The organism is Methylorubrum podarium (assembly GCF_040270385.1).
GTDB classification, from domain to species: Bacteria; Pseudomonadota; Alphaproteobacteria; order Rhizobiales; family Beijerinckiaceae; genus Methylobacterium; species Methylobacterium podarium.
Genome location: NZ_JBELQE010000079.1, coordinates 50,478 through 72,023 on the forward strand (window position 1 = coordinate 50,478; position 21,546 = coordinate 72,023).

At 71.8% G+C, this 21,546-nt stretch carries 17 protein-coding genes and 1 pseudogene; 12 read left to right on the forward strand and 6 right to left on the reverse strand.

Annotated elements, in window-relative coordinates:
- Window positions 1-152: 152 nt before the first annotated feature.
- The 5 genes from ABS772_RS13430 to mqo all read left to right on the forward strand — a co-directional run bounded on the left by ABS772_RS13430 (window position 153) and on the right by mqo (window position 7,597).
- Window positions 153-2,510 carry a DUF5682 family protein gene (locus ABS772_RS13430; RefSeq protein WP_350395256.1) on the forward strand — a complete coding sequence of 786 codons (2,358 nt, stop codon included), beginning with the start codon at window positions 153-155 and terminating at the stop codon, window positions 2,508-2,510.
- Entirely contained in the window at window positions 2,507-3,691 is a 1,185-nt protein-coding gene (locus ABS772_RS13435; RefSeq protein WP_350395258.1) for a VWA domain-containing protein, read from the forward strand. The genes ABS772_RS13430 and ABS772_RS13435 overlap by 4 nt, the downstream gene beginning before the upstream one ends.
- A 218-nt stretch (window positions 3,692-3,909) precedes the next feature.
- Complete coding sequence (locus tag ABS772_RS13440; RefSeq protein WP_350395261.1) at window positions 3,910-5,016, forward strand: YcxB family protein; 1,107 nt, start codon at window positions 3,910-3,912, stop codon at window positions 5,014-5,016.
- Window positions 5,013-5,678, forward strand: coding sequence for a hypothetical protein (locus tag ABS772_RS13445; protein WP_350395264.1), 666 nt, complete (start codon window positions 5,013-5,015; stop codon window positions 5,676-5,678). Before ABS772_RS13440 ends, ABS772_RS13445 begins: the two co-directional genes overlap by 4 nt.
- 212 nt (window positions 5,679-5,890) lie before the next feature.
- Window positions 5,891-7,597, forward strand: a complete 1,707-nt coding sequence (gene mqo, locus ABS772_RS13450; RefSeq protein ID WP_350395266.1) for a malate dehydrogenase (quinone) — start codon at window positions 5,891-5,893, stop codon at window positions 7,595-7,597.
- A gap of 216 nt (window positions 7,598-7,813) precedes the next feature.
- Here mqo and ABS772_RS13455 read toward each other — a convergent pair whose 3' ends face one another.
- Window positions 7,814-8,998 carry an AI-2E family transporter gene (locus tag ABS772_RS13455; protein ID WP_350395269.1) on the reverse strand — a complete coding sequence of 395 codons (1,185 nt, stop codon included), beginning with the start codon at window positions 8,996-8,998 and terminating at the stop codon, window positions 7,814-7,816.
- Window positions 8,999-9,057: 59 nt separating this feature from the next.
- Window positions 9,058-9,510, reverse strand: a complete 453-nt coding sequence (locus ABS772_RS13460; RefSeq protein WP_350395272.1) for a molybdenum cofactor biosynthesis protein MoaE — start codon at window positions 9,508-9,510, stop codon at window positions 9,058-9,060.
- A gap of 149 nt (window positions 9,511-9,659) precedes the next feature.
- Between ABS772_RS13460 and ABS772_RS13465 the strand changes: the two genes are divergently transcribed.
- The gene (locus ABS772_RS13465) at window positions 9,660-10,682 is read left to right on the forward strand and encodes a gamma carbonic anhydrase family protein (RefSeq protein WP_350395274.1); all 1,023 of its coding nucleotides are present in this window, start codon (window positions 9,660-9,662) and stop codon (window positions 10,680-10,682) included.
- Between the two features lie 85 nt (window positions 10,683-10,767).
- A complete protein-coding gene (gene mbfA, locus ABS772_RS13470) occupies window positions 10,768-11,760 on the forward strand; it encodes an iron exporter MbfA (RefSeq protein WP_350395277.1) in 993 nt (330 codons plus the stop codon).
- A gap of 13 nt (window positions 11,761-11,773) precedes the next feature.
- Here mbfA and ABS772_RS13475 read toward each other — a convergent pair whose 3' ends face one another.
- On the reverse strand, window positions 11,774-12,460 hold the full coding sequence (locus ABS772_RS13475) for a DsbA family protein (RefSeq protein WP_238254407.1): 687 nt from the start codon (window positions 12,458-12,460) through the stop codon (window positions 11,774-11,776).
- A gap of 162 nt (window positions 12,461-12,622) precedes the next feature.
- Between ABS772_RS13475 and ABS772_RS13480 the strand changes: the two genes are divergently transcribed.
- Complete coding sequence (locus ABS772_RS13480) at window positions 12,623-12,871, forward strand: type II toxin-antitoxin system Phd/YefM family antitoxin (RefSeq protein ID WP_350395280.1); 249 nt, start codon at window positions 12,623-12,625, stop codon at window positions 12,869-12,871.
- 114 nt (window positions 12,872-12,985) lie between these two features.
- Here ABS772_RS13480 and ABS772_RS13485 read toward each other — a convergent pair whose 3' ends face one another.
- From ABS772_RS13485 to ABS772_RS13495, 3 genes and pseudogenes are all read right to left on the reverse strand, one after another.
- Complete coding sequence (locus tag ABS772_RS13485) at window positions 12,986-13,309, reverse strand: helix-turn-helix domain-containing protein (RefSeq protein ID WP_238254405.1); 324 nt, start codon at window positions 13,307-13,309, stop codon at window positions 12,986-12,988.
- Window positions 13,293-13,600: pseudogene (locus ABS772_RS13490) on the reverse strand (type II toxin-antitoxin system RelE/ParE family toxin). Before ABS772_RS13490 ends, ABS772_RS13485 begins: the two are co-directional and overlap by 17 nt.
- 349 nt (window positions 13,601-13,949) lie before the next feature.
- The gene (locus tag ABS772_RS13495) at window positions 13,950-17,366 is read right to left on the reverse strand and encodes an acyl-[ACP]--phospholipid O-acyltransferase (protein ID WP_350395283.1); all 3,417 of its coding nucleotides are present in this window, start codon (window positions 17,364-17,366) and stop codon (window positions 13,950-13,952) included.
- 202 nt (window positions 17,367-17,568) lie between these two features.
- Between ABS772_RS13495 and ABS772_RS13500 the strand changes: the two genes are divergently transcribed.
- The 4 genes from ABS772_RS13500 (at window position 17,569) to hisG (ending at window position 21,440) form a co-directional block, all read left to right on the forward strand.
- Window positions 17,569-18,171, forward strand: a complete 603-nt coding sequence (locus ABS772_RS13500; protein WP_238254417.1) for a TetR/AcrR family transcriptional regulator — start codon at window positions 17,569-17,571, stop codon at window positions 18,169-18,171.
- 117 nt (window positions 18,172-18,288) lie between these two features.
- The gene (locus tag ABS772_RS13505) at window positions 18,289-19,176 is read left to right on the forward strand and encodes a TIGR01459 family HAD-type hydrolase (RefSeq protein ID WP_350395286.1); all 888 of its coding nucleotides are present in this window, start codon (window positions 18,289-18,291) and stop codon (window positions 19,174-19,176) included.
- 123 nt (window positions 19,177-19,299) lie between these two features.
- Window positions 19,300-20,466, forward strand: coding sequence for an ATP phosphoribosyltransferase regulatory subunit (locus ABS772_RS13510; protein ID WP_350395288.1), 1,167 nt, complete (start codon window positions 19,300-19,302; stop codon window positions 20,464-20,466).
- Window positions 20,463-21,440 (forward strand): ATP phosphoribosyltransferase, encoded by a 978-nt coding sequence (gene hisG, locus ABS772_RS13515; protein ID WP_238254401.1) that lies wholly within the window; start codon window positions 20,463-20,465, stop codon window positions 21,438-21,440. Before ABS772_RS13510 ends, hisG begins: the two co-directional genes overlap by 4 nt.
- The last annotated feature ends 106 nt before the right edge of the window (window positions 21,441-21,546 follow it).

The following is a 21,546-nucleotide window of genomic DNA, read 5'->3' on the forward strand; positions in this document are numbered from 1 at the left end:
GCGCTCCCCTCTCCCGACCCCCTTCGGGGGTCACCCTCCCCCGCAGAGGGGGGGAGGGAGGACGCGGCGGCTGACGCAGCGCCCGAGCCGCATTCGCCCAACCAACGAGGACGACCATCGCATGAGTCTTCGCGCCGCCACCCCGAGCCGCGATGCCTGACATCCGCCTCTTCGGCATCCGCCATCACGGCCCCGGCTCGGCCCGCTCGCTCCGGGCGGCGCTCGACGCGCTGAACCCCGATTGCCTGCTGATCGAGGGTCCGCCGGACGCCGACGCGCTGATCCCGCTCAGCCTCCAGGAGGGCATGACGCCCCCCGTCGCGCTCCTCGTCTACCGGCCGGACCGGCCGCGGGACTGCGCCTTCTTCCCCTTCGCGGATTTCTCGCCGGAATGGGTGGCGATGCGCCACGGGATCGCGGCGGGCGCGAGCGTCCGCTTCATCGACCTGCCGCACGCGCACCAGCTCGCCGACGGTTTCGGCGTGCCGGAAGACGCTCCGGATGCCGCGCCGATCGACGCGGAGCCGATCGACCCGGAGCCGATCGACCCGGAGCCTCTCGCCGAGGCGACGGACACACCGCCCGAGGACGGGCCGGCCCCGGCGCCCGCCGCGATCCGGCGCGATCCGCTCGGCGAACTCGCCGCCGCCGCGGGCTACCCCGATGGCGAGCGCTGGTGGGACGCCCTGGTCGAGAGCCGCGCGGGCGCCGACGGCGACGTGTTCGCGGCCATCGGCGAGGCGATGACGGCCCTGCGCGAGGGCGCCGAGCCCGACGCGGACGAGGCGTTTCGCGAGGAGGCGCGCGAGGCGCATATGCGCGCGGCGATCCGCAAGGCGGCCAAGGAGGGGTTCGCGCGCATCGCCGTGGTCTGCGGCGCCTGGCACGTGCCGGCGCTCGCCCGCCACGACGCGAAGGGTCAGGCGACGGCCGACGCCGCGACGCTCAAAAACCTGCCCAGGACCAAGGTCGCCGCCGCCTGGGCGCCCTGGTCCTACGAGCGGCTGGCCTTCGCCTCCGGCTACCGCGCCGGGGTGCTCTCGCCGGAATGGTACGACACCCTGTGGCACCACGAGGGGCGCGTCGCCGCCCGCTGGCTCGCCCGCGCCGCCGCCCTGCTGCGGGAGGCCGACCTCGACGCCTCGCCGGCCTCGGTGATCGAGGCGGCCCGCCTCGCCGAGGCGCTCGCGGGCTTCCGCGGCCGGTCCCGGCCCTCCCTCGACGACCTCGACGAGGCGGCCCAGGCCACGCTCTGCTTCGCCGACCCGGCGCCGATGGGGCTGATCCGGCGCAAGCTCGTCATCGGCGAGCGCCTCGGCGCGACCCCGCCGGACAGCCCCGGCACCCCGGTCGAGGCCGATTTCGAGGCGCAGTGCAAGCGCCTGCGCCTCAAGCCCGGCGCGGCGGCGGGCGAGATCACCCTCGACCTGCGGAAGGAAACGGACCTCGCCCGCAGCCATTTCCTCAACCGGCTCGCCCTGATCGGCATCCCCTGGGGCGAGCGGCGCGCGGCGCGGGGCCGCGGCACCTTCAAGGAGGGCTGGTTCCTCTCCTGGCAGCCGGAATGGGTGGTGGAGCTGGTGGCCGCCTCCGCCGAGGGCGGCACCGTCGCCGAGGCCGCCGCCGGCCGGGTCCGGGTCCGGGCCCGCGAGGCGACCCGCGTCGCCGAGCTCTCCGGACTGATCGGCACCCTGCTCGACGCCGACCTCGCCGACGCGAGCGCCGAGGTGATCCGCGCGCTCAACGACCGCGCCGCGGTCTCGGCCGACGTGTTCGACCTGATGGACGCGCTGCCCCCGCTCGCCGAACTCGCCCGCTACGGGTCGGTGCGCTCCTCCGACACCGAGCCGGTGCTCGCCGTCGTGCGGGGCCTCGTGCCCCGGGCCGCCGCCGGGCTGGTCGCCGCCTGCCAGAGCCTCGACGACGACGCGGCGGCGGCGGCCAAGGCGCGCATCGTCGCCGTCTCCGGCGCGGTCGCGCTGATCGAGGAGCCGGAGCTGAGGGCGGTGTGGCAGGAGGCCCTGCGGGCGCTGGCCGACCAGGAGCACGTCCACGGCCGCGTCGTCGGCCGCGCCGTGCGCCTGCTCTTCGACGACCGCGCCATCGCGGCGGACGAGGCCGGCGAGCGCCTGCGCCTCGCCCTGTCGCGCGCCTCGGGCGCGGGGCCGGCCGCCGCCTGGATCGAGGGTTTCCTGGAGGACAGCGGCACGGTGCTGATCCACGGGCGCGAACTGCTCGCGGTGGTCGACGAATGGCTCTGCGGCCTCGACGCGGCGCTGTTCATCGAGCTGCTGCCGCTGGTGCGCCGCACCTTCGCGACCCTGGCGCCGGCCGAGCGCCGGGCGGTCGGCGAGGCCCTGGCCCGACCGGGCGGGGCGGCTTCCGGCGAGGCCGAGAGCGCTCAGGGCTTCGACGCAACGCGTGCGGCAAAAGTGCTGCCGATCCTGCGCCTGCTGCTCGGCCCCGAGCCCTCCGGGGCCGCGGACGAAACCACGGGAGACGCCGCATGAGCGAGGCCGTGAACGGGACCGTGAACGAGACCGAGCGCCTGCGCCGCTGGCGCCTCGTGCTCGGCGGCGGGGCGGCCGAGGGCACCGGCTGCACCCTGACCGAGCGCGACCAGCGCCTCGACCGGGCGATGGGCGCCCTCTACGATTCCGACCGCAAGGGATCTTTAGGCGCCTCCGCCCCCTCCGTGCCGCGCTGGCTCGGCGACATCCGCGACTACTTCCCGGCCTCCGTGGTGCAGGTGATGCAGCGCGACGCCTTCGAGCGGCTCGACCTCAAGCGCATGCTGACCGAGCCGGAGATGCTGGAGGCGGTCCAGCCCGACGTCTCCCTCGTCTCGACCCTGATCTCGATGCGCGGCCTGCTCGGCGGGCGCACGAAGGAGACGGCGCGCCTCGTGGTGCGCAAGGTGGTGGAGGCATTGATGAAGCGGCTGGAGGAGCCGCTGCGGCAGGCGGTGACCGGGGCGATCGACCGCGCCAGCATCAACCGCCGCCCGCGCCACGCCGAGATCGACTGGAACCGCACCATCCGGGCGAACCTGCGCCACTATCAGGCGGAGTACCGCACAATCATCCCGGAAACCCGCCTCGGCCACGGGCGGAAGAGCCGCGGATCGCTCAAGGACGTGATCCTCTGCATCGACCAGTCGGGCTCGATGGCCAATTCCGTGGTCTATTCGAGCATCTTCGGGGCGGTGATGGCCTCGCTGCCCGCGGTCTCGACCCGGCTCGTGGTGTTCGACACCGAGGCGGTCGATCTCTCCGACGAGATGGACGATCCGGTCGAGGTGCTGTTCTCGGTCCAGCTCGGCGGCGGCACCGACATCAACCGGGCGGTCGGCTACTGCGCCTCGCGCATCACCCGGCCCGAGGACACGGTGCTGGTCCTGATCTCCGACCTCTACGAGGGCGGGGTCGAGGCGGGCCTGCTCGCCCAGGCGCAGCGCCTCGTCGGGGCGGGCGTGCAGGTGGTGGCCTTGCTCGCCCTCTCCGACGAGGGCGCACCGGCCTACGACCGGGGGCTCGCCGCGCGGCTCGCGGCGCTCGGCGTGCCCGCCTTCGCCTGCACGCCCGACCTCTTCCCCGACATGATGGCGGCGGCGATCCGCAAGCAGGATCTCAACGCCTGGGCCGCGGGCGCCGGCATCGCCGCGGTCCCGGCCGCCGCCCGCGACGGCTGACCCGGCCCGGTACTCCCGGAAACCGCGTCCCCGAAACCCGCATCCGGGAGTCTCGTCTGCCCCTCGTCCCCGCCCTCTCCGGCCGCCCGCCCCTTCCGGACGCGCCGCTCACCTTCGCGGCGCCGCTCACCTTCGCGCACCGGATCACGGCCAACCTCCACGCGCAGAGGGGGCCGCTCGCGGCGCAAAGGCGGCGCATCCTCACGCTCGGCCTGCCGGTGGTGTGGTTTTGCATCCTGCTCGGCGCGGTCTCGGGCTGGGCGACGGCGGGCGGGCGCCGCACCCTGTCCGCGTTCTGGCGCGACCTGTCCGACTTCGATCCGCTGCCGCTCGCCGCCTATCTCGGGCTGATCACGCTCGCCCTGCTCATCTTCTACGCGCTCCACCCCTGGCTCGCCCGCCGCCGGGTGCGGGCCCTGATGGGGCCGCCGGGCGGCGGCGACGGCCGCGATCCGGGCCACGACCCGGGCCCGGTGCCGGTGCGCTACCGCCTCGACGAGGCCGGGCTGACCCAGACCGCGCCGGATCTCGTCAGCTTCGTGCCCTGGCCGCGCATCGGCGAGCTCGCGGAGGACCGGCACCACCTGTTCCTGCCGACGGAAATCGGCGACGTCCCGATCGTCCTGCCCAAGGCGTCGCTCAGCGCGGAGACCGTCGCGGGCATCCGGCACTGGGTGCGGACCTGCGCCGGCCGGCCCGTCTCCGCTCCGCCGCCGGCCGAACTGGCCGCCGGGCCCGAGGCTTTGCGCGCGACGATGCGCCTGACGGCCGACGAGCGGGTGCCGATCATCCTGCGCAGCCTCGACAACCCTTGGGCCCGCCGCGCCCGGCTCGCCGGCGCCGCCGCGTGGCTCGTCGGCCTGACCCTGCTCTATCTGGCCCTGCTGGCGATGCTCTGGGCGGTCGATCCCTACCGGGTGCCGCTGGCCGACGCGCTGCCGCTCTTCGCCGAGATGGTCGCCGGCGATGTCTGGAAGCCCGCCGCCGTCACCGCGGCGGTCATCGTCCTGTTCTTCGCGGTCCATCCCCGCGCCAGCCGCTGGTTCGCGGGCGATCTCGCCCGTCGGCTCGAGGCCGAGGCGCCGCCCGGCGAGGCCGAGATCGCGGTCAACGAGGCCGGCATCGTCACCGCGAAGGACGGCGCCCATGCCCGCCTCGGCTGGAAGCTGTTCCGCGGGCGCGAACGGGTCGGCGACCTGATGATCCTGCCGATGCGCTGGGACGAGGTGCTGCCCGTGCCGCTGCGGATCTTCGAGCCGGAGGCGCGCGCCCGCGTCGAGGCGCTCGTCGAACGCCACCTCCCGCAGGAGACCCGCGCCCGATGACCGACATCCTCCGCCGTGGCCGCGCGGCTCTTCTCCTGTTCGGCCTGCTCACCATCGTCCCGGCCTGGGCCGAGGAAGCGCCGGAAACCGTCGACGGCGCCGCGACCGAATCGGGCGCGGAGTCGGACGATGGGGACGCCGTTTCCGGTCCGGTCACGCTGCGCCTCGACCAGGGTTTCGTGCTCGACCTTCCGGCGGGCTGGGTGCTGGAGGAGGCGGGCGCGGACCCCGGCGACGGCACCGGGCGACGCGTCGTGCGGATCGTGTGCGAGACCCCGGCCTGCGCCCGCACCAGGGAAGCCTGCACGCTGCGCCTGCGTCCGACAGCGGTCGAGGGCGAGGACGACGCCGCCCGCCTCGCCGGGCTCCACGCCTCCCCGCTCTCCCGCTATGTCCGCCTGCGCGCGGTCCTGAAGAGCACGAGCGCGGGCGCCGCGATCCGCCGCCCGCTCGGGCCGGAGCGATTCGGCCCCCGCGACTGGATCGCGGTCGAGACCGAGGCGGCGCCGCGGTTCAAGTCGGGCCTGTTCGCCGAGACGGTGATCGGCGGCCGCTATTTCGGGGCGATCTGCAAGACCTGCGAGACCGGGGCCGTGCGCCACGAAGCGGCCCGCTCCATCCTCGGAAGCCTGCGGCGGATCGAGCGCTCGGCGGCGCGCTGAGGGTTTTCCCGCATCACGATCAACGGCTTGTCGGCGTCCCGTTTCCGGACCTGCTCGGGAGAGCGGCTGCCCCGCACGCCGCCTGACATTCGGCCGCGACTGTTCAAGGTTTCACGACATGGCAGCCATGTAATCGCCGGGTTGTCGCTCGCCCGCGCCTGCTGTAGCGGACCGCCGGGACCAATAAATTTTTGAGCGGCACGAAAAATAAAATGAACACTGACGATAAACTGCACATTCGTTCCGCCGATATGCAACATAGCGCGCTGCCGATGAACCGGCGGCAAGTCATCGGCGGCGCCCTGGCCGGTCTGGCGGCCACCGCGCTGCCGGGTTCGCCGCTCCTCGCCGCGGGCGAGGCGCGCAAGGTCGATGTCCTGCTGATCGGCGGCGGCATCATGAGCGCGACGCTCGGCGTCTGGCTGCGCGAGCTCGAGCCCGACTGGTCGCTGGAGATGGTCGAGCGGCTCGACGGCGTGGCGCTGGAGAGCTCCAACGGCTGGAACAATGCCGGCACCGGCCACTCGGCGCTGGCCGAGCTGAACTACACGCCGGAGGATTCCAAGGGGAACATCCAGATCGGCAAGGCCGTCGAGATCAACGAGGCCTTCCAGGTCACGCGCCAGTTCATGGCCTGGCAGGTCCGGCAGGGCGTGCTGAAGAACCCGCGCAGCTTCATCAACTCGACCCCGCACATGAGCTTCGTCTGGGGCGACGACAACATCGAATACCTGCGCAAGCGCTACGAGGCGCTCAAGGCGAGCCCGCTCTTTGCCGGGATGGAATTCTCGACCGACCCCGAGCAGCTCAGGAAATGGGTCCCCCTGATGATGGCGGGGCGCGACCCGAAGCAGAAGGTCGCCGCCACTTGGTCGCCCCTCGGCACCGATTGCGAGTGGGGCGAGGTCACCCGCCAGTACATCGCCGCGCTGAAGAGCCGGCCGAAGTTCGACCTGCGCCTCTCGACCGAGGTCGAGAGCTTCGAGCGCAACGGGGACGGCGGCTGGCGCGTCACCTCGAAGAACCTGAAGGACGGCAGCCGGTCCACGGTCGATGCGAAGTTCGTGTTCATCGGCGCGGGCGGCGGCGCGCTGCACCTGCTGCAGGCCTCCGGCATCCCCGAGGCCGACGACTATGCCGGCTTCCCCGTCGGCGGCTCGTTCCTCGTCACCGAGAACCAGGACGTCGCCCTGCGCCACCTCGCCAAGGCCTACGGCAAGGCCTCGGTCGGCTCGCCGCCGATGTCGGTGCCGCACCTCGACACCCGCGTGCTCGACGGCAAGCGCGTGATCCTGTTCGGACCGTTCGCGACCTTCTCGACCAAGTTCCTGAAGGAGGGCTCGTATTTCGACCTGCTGACCTCGACCACCACCAGCAACGTCTGGCCGATGGTCCGCGTCGGCGTCGAGCAGTACCCGCTGATCGAGTACCTCGCCGGCCAGGTGATGCTCTCCGACGAGGACCGCTACCAGGCCCTGCGCGAATACTTCCCCGATGCCAGGAAGGACGAGTGGCGCCTCGTCCAGGCCGGTCAGCGGGTGCAGATCATCAAGCGCGACGCGGAGAAGGGCGGCGTCCTGAAGCTCGGCACCGAGGTGGTGGCGGCCAAGGACGGCAGCATCGCCGCCCTGCTCGGCGCCTCGCCGGGCGCCTCGACCGCCGCGCCGATCATGCTGAACGTGCTCGAAAAAGTGTTCGCCAAGAAGGTCGCGAGCCCGGAATGGCAGGCGAAGATCCGCGAGATCGTGCCGAGCTACGGGACCAAGCTGAACGGCGATCCGCAGCGGGTCTATCAGGAACTCGCCTATACCAGCGAGCACCTGCAGCTCACCCCGCCGCCGCAGATCGGCACCTCGGCCCAGGCTCCCGCCCCGGCCGAGATGGGAACGGTCAAGCCGGTCCCCGACATGGCGCCGTAAGGCGGTCGGGGCCGAAGCGGAACGTGATACGGTTTCCGGCTGATTGGTTCGGTTCAATCCCCACCACCGTCATTCCGGGGCGCTGATAAGCGAACCCGGAATCCACGACTGGGCTCGACGGCCGCTCAGCGACCCATCACGGGTGGATCCCGGGTTCCGCTCCGCGGCCCCGGGATGACGGCAGGCGGCGGTCGAAGGGATCAATCGAACATCGGCTCACGCCTCCGCGTCGGCCCCGTCCTCGATGTAGAGTTCCTCCAGCAGCACCTTGATCACCGCCACCAGCGGCAGGGCGAGGGCCACGCCCCACAGGCCGAACAGCACGCCGAACAGGAGCTGGCCGGCAAAGATCGTCGCCGCCGGCAGGTCGAGGGCGCGGCGCTGGATGAAGGGGGTGAGGCCGTAGCTCTCCGCCGTCTGCACCGCGAGGTAGACGCCGAGCGCCCCGAGCAGCCCGTTCAGCCCCGAGGCGAGGCTGCTCAGCACGATCACCACGCCCGCGATCAGCGGCCCGATGGTCGGCACGAAGGCGAGCAGGCCCGCCTGGAGCCCGAGGATCAGCGCGCCGCCGATGCCGAGGAAGGACAGCCCCGCCCAGGTCAGCAGGAAGATCGCCGCCATGGTCACGAGCTGCCCGAACAGCCAGTGGCGCAGGGTCTCGCCCGACCCGTCGAGGACGCGCGCGCTCTTTTCGCGGTGGCGCGGAGGCACGAGCCGCAGGGCGCCGTCGCGGTAGCTCTTCGGATCGGCGGCGATGGCGATCCCGAGGAAGACGATGACGAGGACGTTGCCGAGCGCGTTGAACAGCGCGATCACCACGGTCGTCGCCGGGCCGAGCACGTTGCCCGCATCCGACAGGAGCGAGCCGGGGCTCTTGAGGGCGCCCGAGGCGAGGCCGGCCAGACCGCCCTCCTTGCGCTCCGATCTGTCCTTGCCCTCGCCGGACTCTTTGCCGGCTTCCTGGCCGGCCCCATGACCGGATCCTTGGCTCGCTCCTTGGCCGGAGCCCTGGGTCGCCGGGGCGGCCTGCGAGAGGTCGATCTCGATGCCGCGCTCCTTCAGCCAGTCGCGCACGGTCTCCGATTGCTGGCGCACCGTGGTGCCGAGGTCACGCGCCTGGCTCGCCAGGGTGGCGCCGCCGAAGGCGGAGAGCCCGATGGCCAGCGCCCCGAGCACGAGGCAGGCGAGCGCGAGGCGCCAGCCCCGCCCGATCGGCAGGACGTGGCCGAGACCGCGGGTCAGCCCGTCGAGGAAGACGGCGAACAGGATGCCGGAGAAGATCAGCAGCAGCGTCGCCGACGCGGTCCAGGCGAGCCAGAGCGCGGCGGCGAAGGCGACGACCGCGATGCCCGCGGCCGCGAGGCGGCGCGCGCCCGGCGGGCTGGATGAGGAAGCCGTCATGAGGTCGGGGTCCGTTCGCGGGTTTCGGGGCCGGCTGGGCCCGGGGCGATCAACGGCCGTCAGGCCCAGGCTTCGGCGGCCGCGGCGTCGGCCTCCGTCGCCTCGACCCAGCCGCCGGTGGTGCCGTCGACGAGGTGCTCGCGCTTCCAGAAGGGGGCGCGGGTCTTGAGGTAGTCCATCAGGAAGTCGGCCGCGGCGAAGGCGGCCTTGCGGTGGGGCGAGGCGGCGACGACGAGGACGATGCCCTCGCCCGGCCGCACCCGTCCGTGGCGGTGGATCACCCGCAGGGCCTGGACCGGCCAGCGGGCGCGCGCCTCCTCCACCACCCGGGCGATCTCGGCCTCGGCCATGCCGGGATAGTGCTCCAGTTCCAGCGCGGCGAGCCGGCCCGCCTCGTCGCGGCACAGGCCGGAGAAGGTCACGACCGCCCCCGCCCGCCCGGCCAGGTCCGCCTCGATCCGGGCGATCTCGGCGGCGGTGTCGAAGGGCTCGGACTGGATGCTGACCGTCATGACCGCCTCGTCGGGAACGCGTACACGGCGTGGACGGACCTGCCCGAGCGTTTTCGCGCAAGCCCGTTACCCCATTTGCCCGTGGGCCTATATGGCTCAAGGATAGGACCGCGCCACCGGCGCCGTTTCGAAGAACAGCGAGCCGCGACGTGACGCCCGACCTGATCCTGCCCTACGAGGGCATCCTGCCCGTCTTCGCCAGCCGCCCCGTCTGGTGCGGGCGCGCCAGCACCGTGATCGGCACCGCCACCCTCGGATCCCAGGCCTGGCTCGGCGACGACAGCGTGATCCGCAGCGACGGCCAGCCGATCACCGCGGGCGACCGCTTCTGGCTCGGCGCGCGCTCCACCGTCCACATCGCCACCGAATCGCTGCCGACCCGGATCGGCGACCGAGTCACGGTCGGCCGCAACGCGGTGGTGCATGCCTGCACCGTCGGCTCGGACGTGGTGATCGAGGACGACGCGATCATCCTCGACGGCGCCACCGTCGGCGACACCGTGCTGATCGAGGCGGGCGCCACGATCTTCCCCCGCTCGACCCTCGAGAGCGGCTTCGCCTATGGCGGCAACCCGGCCAAGCGCCTGCGCCCGGTGACGCCGGAGGAACTGGCCGAGCGGGCCGAGCGCCTGCGCGAGGCCGCCGGCGAGACGGCGAGCCCGCCCGCGCCGGCCGAGCCGCCGGAGACCGACGAGAGCGTGTTCGTGGCCCGCACCGCCCGGCTCTCCGGGCGCATCGCGCTGGGTGCGGGCGTGACGGTGCTGTTCTCCTGCGAACTCTCGGCGGACGTCGGGCCGATCGTGGTCGGCGCCGACACCAACATCCAGGACAACACCGTGATCCGCAGCCGCGGCGAGGGCGTGGTGATCGGGCGCGACACCACCATCGGCCACAACGTGCGCATGGCCGATTGCCGGATCGGCGCCCGCTCCCTCATCGGCATCGGCTCGGTGCTGGCGCCGGGCACGGTGGTGGCCGACGACGTGATGCTGGCCGGCGGCTCGACCACCGATCCGGGCCAGCTCCTGGAGGGCGGCCATCTCTGGGGCGGTCGGCCCGCGCGCATCCTCGGCACGCTCGATCCGAAGAAGCGCGCGCTGATGGCGCATATCGTGGAGGGCTATTGCCGGCACGGGCGCGAGTACCGGCTGCTGCAGGCGCAGGAGGGGTGAGGCGACCCACCCCCTTGGCCACGCACTTGGCCACGCACTTGGCCAACCCCTTGGCCACGCACCATCCCCGGAGATCGACGTCACGATGATGAGCCGTCTCTCGATGCTGACGCTGGGCGGCCGGCGGCGGTTCGACGATCTCAGCGAGCAGGAGATCCTGGCGCTGGCGATCGGGTCGGAGGAGGAGGACGGCCAGATCTACCGCGCCTACGCGGCACGCCTGCGCGCCGACTATCCCCATTCGGCCGCCCTGTTCGACGCGATGGCGGGGGCCGAGGACGAGCACCGCCGCCGCCTGATCGCGCGCTACCAGCAGCGCTTCGGCGATTTCGTCATCCCGATCCGGCGCGAGCACATCGCCGGCTACTACACCCGCAAGCCGGTCTGGCTGATGCGCCATCTCGGGCTCGACCGCGTCCGCGAGGAGGCCGCCGCGATGGAGCGGCAGGCGCGCGACTTCTACCTCGCCGCCGCCCGGCGCTCGACCGACGCCGACACCCGCCGCCTGCTCGGCGACCTCGCCGCGGCGGAGAGCGCGCACGAGCGGACGGCCGAGGCGCTGAGCGAGGAGCATCTCGGCGGACCCGTCCGCGACGAGGAGGACGCGGTCGCCCACCGCCAGTTCGTCCTGACCTGGGTCCAGCCGGGGCTCGCCGGGCTGATGGACGGCTCGGTCTCGACGCTCGCGCCGATCTTCGCCACCGCCTTCGCCACCCAGAACCCGTGGACGACCTTCCTCGTCGGCCTCTCGGCCTCGCTCGGCGCCGGCATCTCGATGGGCTTCACCGAGGCCGCCCACGACGACGGCAAGATCTCCGGGCGCGGCTCGCCGCTCAAGCGCGGCCTCGCCTCCGGCGTGATGACGGCGGTGGGCGGCCTCGGCCACGCGCTGCCCTACCTGATCCCGAACTTCTGGCTGGCGACGAGCATCGCCTTCGCCGTGGTCTTCGTCGAGCTCTGGGCCATCGTCTGGATCCAGAACCGCTACATGGAGACGCCCTTCCTGCGGGCCGCCTTCCAGATCGTGCTCGGCGGCTCCCTCGTGCTGGCGACCGGCATCCTCATCGGCGGCGCCTGAGGCACCGGCCGGCCTACCCGCAGGCGATCTGGTCGCAGCGCCGCATCGCCCCGATCATCTTCGCCAGCGACTTCACGCCGGGATGGCCGAGCACGCCGGTGTTGCCGAGCACGTAGGAGGGCGTCGCGGTGAGCCCGAGATTGGCCGCGACGGTCATGTGCGCGCGCATCGCCTCACGCACGGCGTCGCTGTCGGCGATCTGTTCGAGCTCGGCCCGCGGCACGCCGGTCTTGGCGCCGATCTCGAGGGCCTTGAGCCCGTCGATCTGGCCCTTGGTCGCCAGCAGCTGGCCGTAGAAGGCGAAGGCCGCCGCCGAGCCGAGCTTGCGCTGGACCGCCAGCGAGACCTTGGCGGCCTGGGCCGACATCGGCGACAGGATCGGGTTGTGGACGAGGCCGATCCGCAAGGCCGGATCGCTGGCCGCGAGCGCGGTGACGTCGGCGGCGGCCTTGCGGCACCAGGGACAGTTGTAGTCGAAGAACTCGTAGAGGGTCACCTCGGCCTCGCGCGGCCCGACATAGGTGACGCCCCGCAGTTCCTGGATCTGCCCGGTGATCTCGCCGGGCAGCCGCATGTTGGCGACCGGCCGGCCCTCGTCGTTCTCGACCTTGAAGGTCTGGCCGTAGCTCTGCGCGGCGGCGGGGCCGGCGATCGCGAGGCCGAGCGAGGAGGCGAGGAAGCGGCGGCGGGAGAGGGACATCGGCAACGGACCAGCGGAGGGTGAGGCGGGCCGAGGATAGGGTCAAGAATGGTTTAAGTTCGACTTCCGGCGACGCGATCCGATGGACAGGCACGAGGTCTTGCGTTGGACTATTCGGCGGTCCAGATTTGCTTCAACCTCGTCGCGTGAGGGACTCGGGCGATGCACGTCTCGGTGACGGACGCCAAGGGACAGCTGACCGACTTGGTCCGGCGCGCCGAAGCGGGCGAGGAAATCATCCCGACGCGGCACGGCCATGCCGCCGTCCGCCTTGAGCCGGTCAGGACCGTGCCGGATCGAGCGGCACGCCGGGCCATACTGGACGCGATCAGGACGTCCGTGGCGGCAAAGCCGTCGGCGGGACCGAGCGCGGAGCGCAGTCAGGATTTCCTCTACGGCGCCCCGGAATGACGGTGCAGGCTGTACCGAACCAATCAACCGGAATCCGCATGACAGGCATCCAGATCGGTTCGTGGACGGCAGCCTGCGGCCGGGTTCCTTGCGCCTTGCGAGGCGCATGCATGCTCAGGTGAGCACGTCCAGGCCGTGCTTTCGCACCACCGTCAGGAGCTTCAGGGCCATGCCGCTCGGGCGCTTGGCACCGGTCTCCCACTTCTCGATCGTGCTCTCGCTGGTGTTGAGATAGCGGGCGAAGACCGGCTGGCTGACCTTGTTGGCCTCGCGGATCTGCTTGATCTGGGCCGGCTCGATCGCGTCCGGCACGACCAAGTGGCGCGCATCGAAGTCGCGCATGGTGGCCTTGTCCAGCGCTCCGACCTTGTGCAGCATGACCGCCGAGGCGTGAATCGCCTCGGAGACGTCACTCCTGTACTTACGCTTTGCCGTCATTGCAGATTTCCAGCAGATCCTTGTCAGACACGAGCCTGTCGATTTGCGCTCGATTCAGAGAGGCGTAAGCTTTCGCGAGCAGCTTGAAATCCCTTAGCTCATCGTCATCGATATTATCGCGATCCTTCTTGGCGAAGAGGTATTCGTACACCCAGTGTCGTCCGCTTGGCCCGCCATGACCTCACGAAGAGCCTGACAAAGCTCAGCATCTCCTATGCGTGCCTTGCGGGCGGACCGGGCAAAGACGGCGGTCTTGAAGGCTCGCAGGCGTGTCTCGTCAGAAGGCGGCATCCAAACGACAAGATAGCACCTGGTGCCATCCCCACAAGGGGCGTTCCTGTCTTCGGATCTCTCAAACGGCTTCCGGTTGATCACCTCGGGTTTCGCGCCACCCCGTCATCGCGAGGCGGAGCCGAAGCGATCCAGGGCGCGACGTCTCCGGAAGGGTCGCGCCCTGGATTGCCACGGCTTCGCCTCGCAAGGACGCAGGAGAGACCGAAGCAATCAAGCGGAAACCGGTATCATGCGTAGGGGGCGGTGCCCCTCGTCCTGGGGTGGCGGCCTCGAAGGATCCTCCGAGGCCGTTCGCGCGGCATCTCAGGATGAGAAGCGATTTGGGATCACCTCCGCATCCCGATCCTCACGCGGCCTCCGCCGTCGCCGCCCGCTCCCGCGCGAGCTTCGTCACGCTCACCTGATCGATCTTGCCGGTGCCGAGCATCGGCAGCGCCTCGACGACGACGACCTCGGCGGGGATGGCGACATCGGCCGCGCCCCGGCCCTTGGCGTGGCTCTGGTAGGCGGCCCGGGTCGCGCCCTGGGCTTGCGTGAACAGGATCAGGCGCTCGCCCTTGCGGGCATCGGGCACGGCGGCCACCGCGCTCGGGGCGTCGGGCCAGAGTTCGGCGGCCAAAGCCTCGACGCTCGCCAGCGAGACCATCTCGCCCGCGATCTTGGCGAAGCGCTTGGCCCGGCCCTTGATCGTCACGAAGCCGTCGGCGTCGAGGGCGACGATGTCGCCGGTGTCGTACCAGCCGTCCGCGGGCGGCTCGAGCACGCCGGGATTCTCCGCCCGCAGGTAGCCGAGCATGATGTTGGGGCCGCGCACCACGAGGCGCCCGCCCTCCTCGATGCCGGGCACCGGGTCGAGGCGCGATTCGATCCCCGGCAGCAGCCGGCCGACCGTGCCGAAGCGGTTGAACATCGGCGTGTTGAGGGCGAGCACCGGGCCGCACTCGGTGACGCCGTAGCCCTCCAGGATGCGCAGGCCGAACTTTTCCGCCCAGGTCTTGCGGGTCGCCTGCTTCACCGGCTCGGCCCCGGCCACGACGTAGCGGAGGCTCCGCAGGTCGTAGGAATGCGCCATCTTCGCGTAGCCGGTGAGGAAGGTGTCGGTGCCGAACAGGACCGTGGCGTTGGTGCCGTAGATGAGTTCGGGCACGATCCGGTAGTGCAGCGGCGAGGGGTAGAGGTAGACCGGCACGCCCGAGATCAGCGGCAGCACCAGCCCCGCCGTCAGCCCGAAGGCGTGGAACACGGGCAGCACGTTGAACACCCTGTCGCGCGGCCCGAAATCGATGCGGGCGGCGACCTGCGCGGTGTTGGCGAGCATCGCCCGGTTGGGGAGCACCACGCCCTTCGGCGTGCCCTCGCTGCCCGAGGTGAACAGGATCGCCGCCGGGTCGCCGCCCTGACGCGCGACGAGCGGCCGGCGGGGGCTCAACAAGCCGCGGACCTTGTCGCCGGTGGTGACGCCGGCCCGCACGTCCTCCAGGTAGATCAGGCGGATCGTCGCCTGAATGCCCTCGATCAGGGTGCCGAGGCGTCCCTTCTCGATGAAGGCGCGGGAGGTGAGGATGGTGTCGACCTGTGCCGCCCGGCAGGCCGAGAGCACCGCGGCGGGGCCGGCGGAGAAGTTGATCATCGCCGGCACCCGGCCGGCGCTGGCGAGCGCGAAGAACGTCACCGCCGCGCCGTTGGCGTTGGGCAGCATCAGCCCGACCGGCTTCGCCGGATCCGGCAGCAGCGCCTGGAGCTTCCGGCCCAGGATGTTGGCGCCCATCACGAGGCGCGCATAGCTCATCGTGCCGGTCACCGGGTCTTCGAGGGCCGTGCGCCGCCAGCCGTGGAGCCGGCCCGCCTCGATCAGCGCGGAGAAGACGCCGCGCTCGATGTCGGCGGTCTCGAAGACGAGGTCCGACATGATGTCGTAGAGCGCCGCGCCCGCGGCCCGGCGGCGGTTCTTGCCCTTGAGCTCCGGATCGACGTGGAGGCGGACCGGCGGCATGATCGTCACCGTCACCTTCGGCCACCACGCCCGGCGCACCTGATCGCGCTTCAGGCGCGAGAACACCGTGCGCTCGGGCCCGTCGATCTTCACCGGCACGACCATGGCGCCGGACTTGTCGGCGATGAGGCCCGCCCCGTCATAGACCTTCATCAGGCTGCCCGTGACGGTGAGCCGGCCCTCGGGGAAGATGATCAGCGTCTCGCCGCTCCTGACCGCGTTGATCAGGGTGCGGGTGGCCAGCGGCCGCGTCGGGTCGAGCGGCATCGCCTTCGTCACCTTGAGGAACGGCTTCACCCACCAGCGCTGGGCGATGCCGTGGTCGATGGCGAAGACCGGCTCCTTGTCGAGGAGCGAGAGCGCCAGCGGCGCGTCGAGGAAGGAGACGTGGTTGAGGGCGACGATGGCGTTCGGGCCGGCCTTCTCGACGTTCTCCAGGCCCTTCACCTCCAGGCGGTAGAAGGCGCGGAACAGGATCGAGAGGGCGTCGCGGAGGGGGTTGGTCGGCAGGGTCACGAGGATCACCGCGCCGACGATCAGGTTGAGCACCGCCACGAGGCCGAGGAGCTGGGCCATGCTGAGCCCCAGGCCCTGCAGCACGGCGAGCGCGAGCGTCCCGCCGACCATGAAGGCGGCGGTGAGCACGTTGACCGCGCCGATGACCCGGGCGCGCTTGGCCTTCTCGGTCCAGGCCTGCACCGCGGCGAACGAGGGCACGACGTAGAGGCCGCCGGCGACCGCCAGACCGAAGAAGTCGGCGGCGATGCGCAGGCCGTGGCCGCTGGCGATGAAATCGAAGGCGCCGACGGGCTCGCCCGCGGGCGGGGGCAGGTGCGAGACGGTCCAGGCGAGGTCGAGGCCGAACAGGCCCATCAGCACCGCGCCGACGGGGGTGGGCAGCAGCACGATGCGCCCGCTCGCCAGCCACGAGGCGAGGCCGGAGCCGACCGCGATGCCGACGGAGAAGATCGCGAGCAGGGTGGTGGCGACGATCTCGGTGCCGTTGAGCGTCTGGCGCACGAGCACGGGCAGCAGCGAGAGGACGACGACGCCCACGAGCCAGAACCAGCTCACGATCACCGAGCCGCGCCACAGCCGCGTGTCGGACCACAGGTCGCGCAGGAGCGCGGCGGTGGAGCGGGCGACGTTGCGGTCGACGTGGAGCTCCGGCGCGCCCTCGCCGGTGGCCGGGATCATCCGGGCGGCGAGCCAGCACAGGACCGCCATGCCCATCAGCCCGGCGCTCAAGCCCAGCGCGTGGCCGCCCATCGCCATGGCGAGCCCCGCGGTGATGGTGCCGAGCAGGATGGCGAGGAAGGTCGCGGCCTCGACCAGCGCGTTGCCGGCGGTCAGCTCCTCGCGCTTCAGGTGGTCGGGCAGGATGCCGTACTTGATCGGCCCGAACAGCGCCGCGATGATCCCGAACAGGCCGAGCGCCCCGAACAGCAGCGGCACCGAGTGCAGCCAGAAGCCGAGCACCGAGAGCAGGGCCGCGAAGATCTCCGCGAATTTCAGCCGCTTGGCCAGCAGCGCCTTGTCGTAGCGGTCGGCGAGCTGCCCGCCGAGGCCCGACAGGATGAAGAACGGGCCGATGAACACGGCGCTGGCCAGCGTCACCAGCACCCCGCCCGAACTCTCGCCCCGGGCGCTCACCTGGAACAGGATCAGCAGGGCGAGCGCGTTCTTGAGGAAATTGTCGTTGAAGGCGGAGAAGAACTGGCACCAGAACAGCGGCGCGAAGCGTCGCGTCGTCATCAATGTGCGGAACATCGTGGTCTCTCCCGGCTCCCGGCATGACTGCCTGCCGACGGCGTAGGCGTCAAATCCGTGTTTTGCACGATGTTCAAATTAGACCGGGCCGAACACCGTACAAGCCCTATTTTGAACGTCGTGCAATTGACCCCGATGCCGGGTGCGGGCACGCACGCCGACGGGCGACATCGACAGGTGAGGAGCGGCCTTGGCAGGCAACATGGCGGGCAAGTCGCGCGGCAGCGGCCCGAGGGGCGAGCACGACCGCGAGGGCTTCATCGCTCTCGTCGCGGGCACGGCGGAGAGCCTCGTGCGCAACGAGGGGTTTCGCGCGCTCGGCATGCGGCGGCTGGCGGCGGCGATCGGCTACGCGCCGAACTCGATCTACAACGCGGTGGGCGACCTCGATCAGGTGGTGCTGCGGGTCAATGCCCGCACGCTGGCCCGGCTGCACGCGGCTCTGCGCGCCGTGATCGACCCGGACCGGCCGCCGCGGGAGAACGCCCTGGCGCTCGCCGACGCCTACCTCGTCTTCGTCGCCGCCGACCCGCGGGTCTGGAGCCTGCTGTTCGAGCACCTCGCCGCGCCGGACCAGCCGTTTCCCGACTGGTACGCCGCCGCCCTGGCCGAGCCGGTCGGCCTCGTCGATGCGGCGCTGGCGCCGCTGATCGCCGAACCGGACGAGCGCCGCCGGGCGGTCGCCGCCCTCTGGGCCGCCCTGCACGGGCTCGCCTCGCTCTCGACCTCGCGCAAGCTCGCCGTGCTCACCCCCGACCCGCCGCGGGACCTGGCGCGGCTGCTGGTGGGACGGTTTTTGGGGTGAGCTGCTTTCCAACCCTCTCCCGCAGAGGGGAGAGGGAGAAGCGCACACCATTCGCCTCCAGCAGTCCGAAAACCCCGCTATAGAGCCCGCAACCGTCACCGCCGCCCGGACTCTTCGATGACCCACCCCTCCGTCCCGACCCTGCGCCATTTCGAAGAGGTGGCCGAGCGCTACGACCTGATCCTGTGCGACGTCTGGGGCGTGCTGCACGACGGGACCCGCGGCCACGCCGCGGCGGGCGAGGCGCTGATCCGCTTCCGCGGGCTGCCGGGCCCGCGCCCGCGCCGGGTGATCCTGGTCTCGAACGCGCCCCGACCCTGGCAGGGCGTGCAGAAGATCCTCGACGGCTACGGCGTCCCGCGGGAGGCCTACGACGCGATCCTCACCTCCGGCGACCTGACCCGGCGGCTGATCGCCGAGCATCCGGGCGAGCGCGTGTACCATCTCGGCCCCGAGCGCGATGCGCCGGTCTTCGATGGGCTCGACCTCACCCTGGCCCCGGCGGAGGAGGCGCAGCGCGTCGTCTGCACCGGCCTGTTCGACGACTATACCGAGACGGCGGAGGATTACCGCGACGCGCTGGCCGCGTTCCGCGCCCGCGACGTGCCGATGATCTGCGCCAATCCCGATCTCGTGGTCGAGCGCGACAGGAAGCTGATCCCCTGCGCCGGCCTGATCGCCCAGGCCTACGAGGCCCTCGGCGGCGCGGTCGTCTACGCGGGCAAGCCCTACCGGCCGGTCTACGAGACGGCGCTCGCCATGGCCGGCGAACTCGATCGCGGGCCGGCGCCGGAGGTGAGCCGCACGGTGGCGGTCGGCGACGCGATCCGCACCGACATCGCCGGCGCCGCCGGCTACGGCATCCCCTCGATCCTGGTAGCCCGCGGCATCCACGCGGAGGAACTCGGCGTGACGGCCGAGCACCACAGCCTCGGCGACATCGCGGAATGGCTCGCGGCGCAGCCGGTCCGGCCCGACGCGGTGATCGAGCGGCTGGTCTGGTAGGCGCGGGCGGCGCGGCCGTTACGCAATCCGATCCGCCGGGAAATACCTCTCCAATGCCTCTCCCCGGTCGCCAACCGGTGACGCGATTGCTATGGGGGCCGAAACCAAGCTGGATCCGAAACGATGACGAGACCGGAGGCAGGGGGCCCGAGCGGGGCGGAGGCGTTGCGCCATGTGCGGCTGTCGGCGCATTTTTCCGCCTGCGGATACGTGCCCGCCTCGCCCCCCGTGCTGCAGCCGGTCGAGCCTTTCCTCGAACTCTCGGGCGAGGACATCCGGCGGCGCATCTTCGTGACGCAGGACGCGGCCGGGGCCGAATTGTGCCTGCGGCCGGAATTCACCATCCCGGTCTGCCGCCTGCACCAGGCGACGCGGCCGGGCGAGCGCGCCGATTACAGCTATCTCGGCCCCGTCTTTCGCGTGGCCGCGGGCGAGCCCGACGAGTTCGTCCAGGGCGGCATCGAGTCGATCGGGCGCACCGACACCCCGGCGGCGGATGCCGAGGTGCTGGGCCTCGCCCTTGAAGGGCTCGACCTGCTCGGGCGCGCCGACGTCGCGGTGCGGCTCGGCGATATGGGCCTGACCCACGCCTTCCTCGACGCCCTTCAGGTGCCGCCGGTCGCCAAGCGGAGGACCCTGCGGGCGATCGCCGCCGGGCGCTCCCTCGACGAGGTCGCCAACGCCGCGCAGACGGAAGACCGCCATGCCGGCCTGCTCGCCGCGATCCAGGGCCAGGATGCCGGCGCCGTGCGCGCCTTCGTCGAGGACGTGCTGTCGATCGCCGGGATCTCGCAGGTCGGCGGGCGCAGCGCCGGCGCCATCGCCGAGCGCTTCCTCGCCAAGGCCTCGGCCCAGGCGCAGGGCGGCGCCGGCCTCAACGCGGGCAACCGCGACCTGATCGAGCGCTACTGCGCGATCTCCGGCGATCCCGACGCGGCGGCGGCCGCGGTGCGGGCGCTCGCCCGCGAGGCGGGCCTGACCCACGAGGGATTGGCGGCGGCGCTCGCCCTGTTCGAGGAGCGCACCGGCTTCATGGCGGCGCGGGGCCTGGCCGTGGAGCGCTTCCGCTTCAGCGGCGGGTTCGCCCGCAACCTCGACTACTATACCGGCTTCATCTTCGAGGTGACGGGCTCGGCCGGCGGCCCGACGCTGGTCGGCGGCGGGCGCTACGACGGGCTGTTGCAGCAGCTCGGCAGCCCGGTGCCGCTGCCGGCGGTGGGCTGCGCGTTCTGGCTGTCGCGCTGCGCCGACGGAAGCGCGGACCGAAACGCCGGAGGAGTTGTCGCGTGACCGATTCACCCCTCGTTCTCGCCGTCCCCTCCAAGGGCCGGCTGCAGGAGAATGCCAGCGCCTTCTTCTCCCGCGCCGGGCTGAAGCTGGTGCAGAAGGCGGGCGGGCGCGAGTATCGCGGCACGCTCGCGGGGCTCCCCGGCGTCGAGGTGCGCTACCTCTCGGCCTCCGAGATCGCCGGCCAGCTCGCCAGCGGCGCCGCCCATCTCGGCGTCACCGGCGAGGATCTGATCCGCGAGATGCTGCCCGACCCCGGGGCAAGCGTCGAACTGCTCACGCCGCTCGGCTTCGGCCATGCCAGCGTGGTGGTCGCCGTGCCCCAGGCCTGGATCGATGTCCGCGCCATGAGCGACCTCGACGAGGTGGCGAGCGAGATGCGCCTGCGCCAGGGCCGGCGGATGCGCATCGCCACCAAGTACGTGAACCTGACCCGCCGCTTCTTCGCGGAAGCCGGGATCGCCGATTACCGCATCGTCGAGAGCCTGGGCGCCACCGAGGGGGCGCCGGCGGCGGGCTCGGCGGAGATCATCGTCGACATCACCACCACCGGCACCACGCTCGCGGCCAACGCCCTGAAGGTTCTGGACGACGGGGTGATGCTGCGCTCGGAGGCCAACCTCGTCGCCTCACTGAAGGCGCCCTGGGGCGAGACGGCCCGCGCCGGCCTGCGCACCGTGCTCGGCCGCATCGCCGCCGAGGAGCGCGCCCGCACCAGCCGCGAGGTCCGCGCGGCGCTGCCCGAGACGGGCGAGATCGATCTCGCCACCCTCGCCGGCCTGCACGAGGCGGAGCTGCCCTACGGCGCCCCGCGCGGCGCCGACGGCGAGATCGTGATGCGCTGCCCCGTGGACGCGGTGTTCGACCTCTCCGACGCCCTGGTGCAGGCCGGGGCGCGGGCGGTCACGGTGCGGCGGATCGACTACGCCTTCGCCGCGGAGAACCCGCTGGCGGAGCGGCTGCTGGCGCGGTTGTAAGAGACCGCGTCGCGAGAGACGGTCCGGTCATGGGATTTCCGAAGGGATCATCCCTTCGGCGGGTGTCGGGCAGAGCCCGACGGTTCTTCCCAGGGCTCCGCCCTGG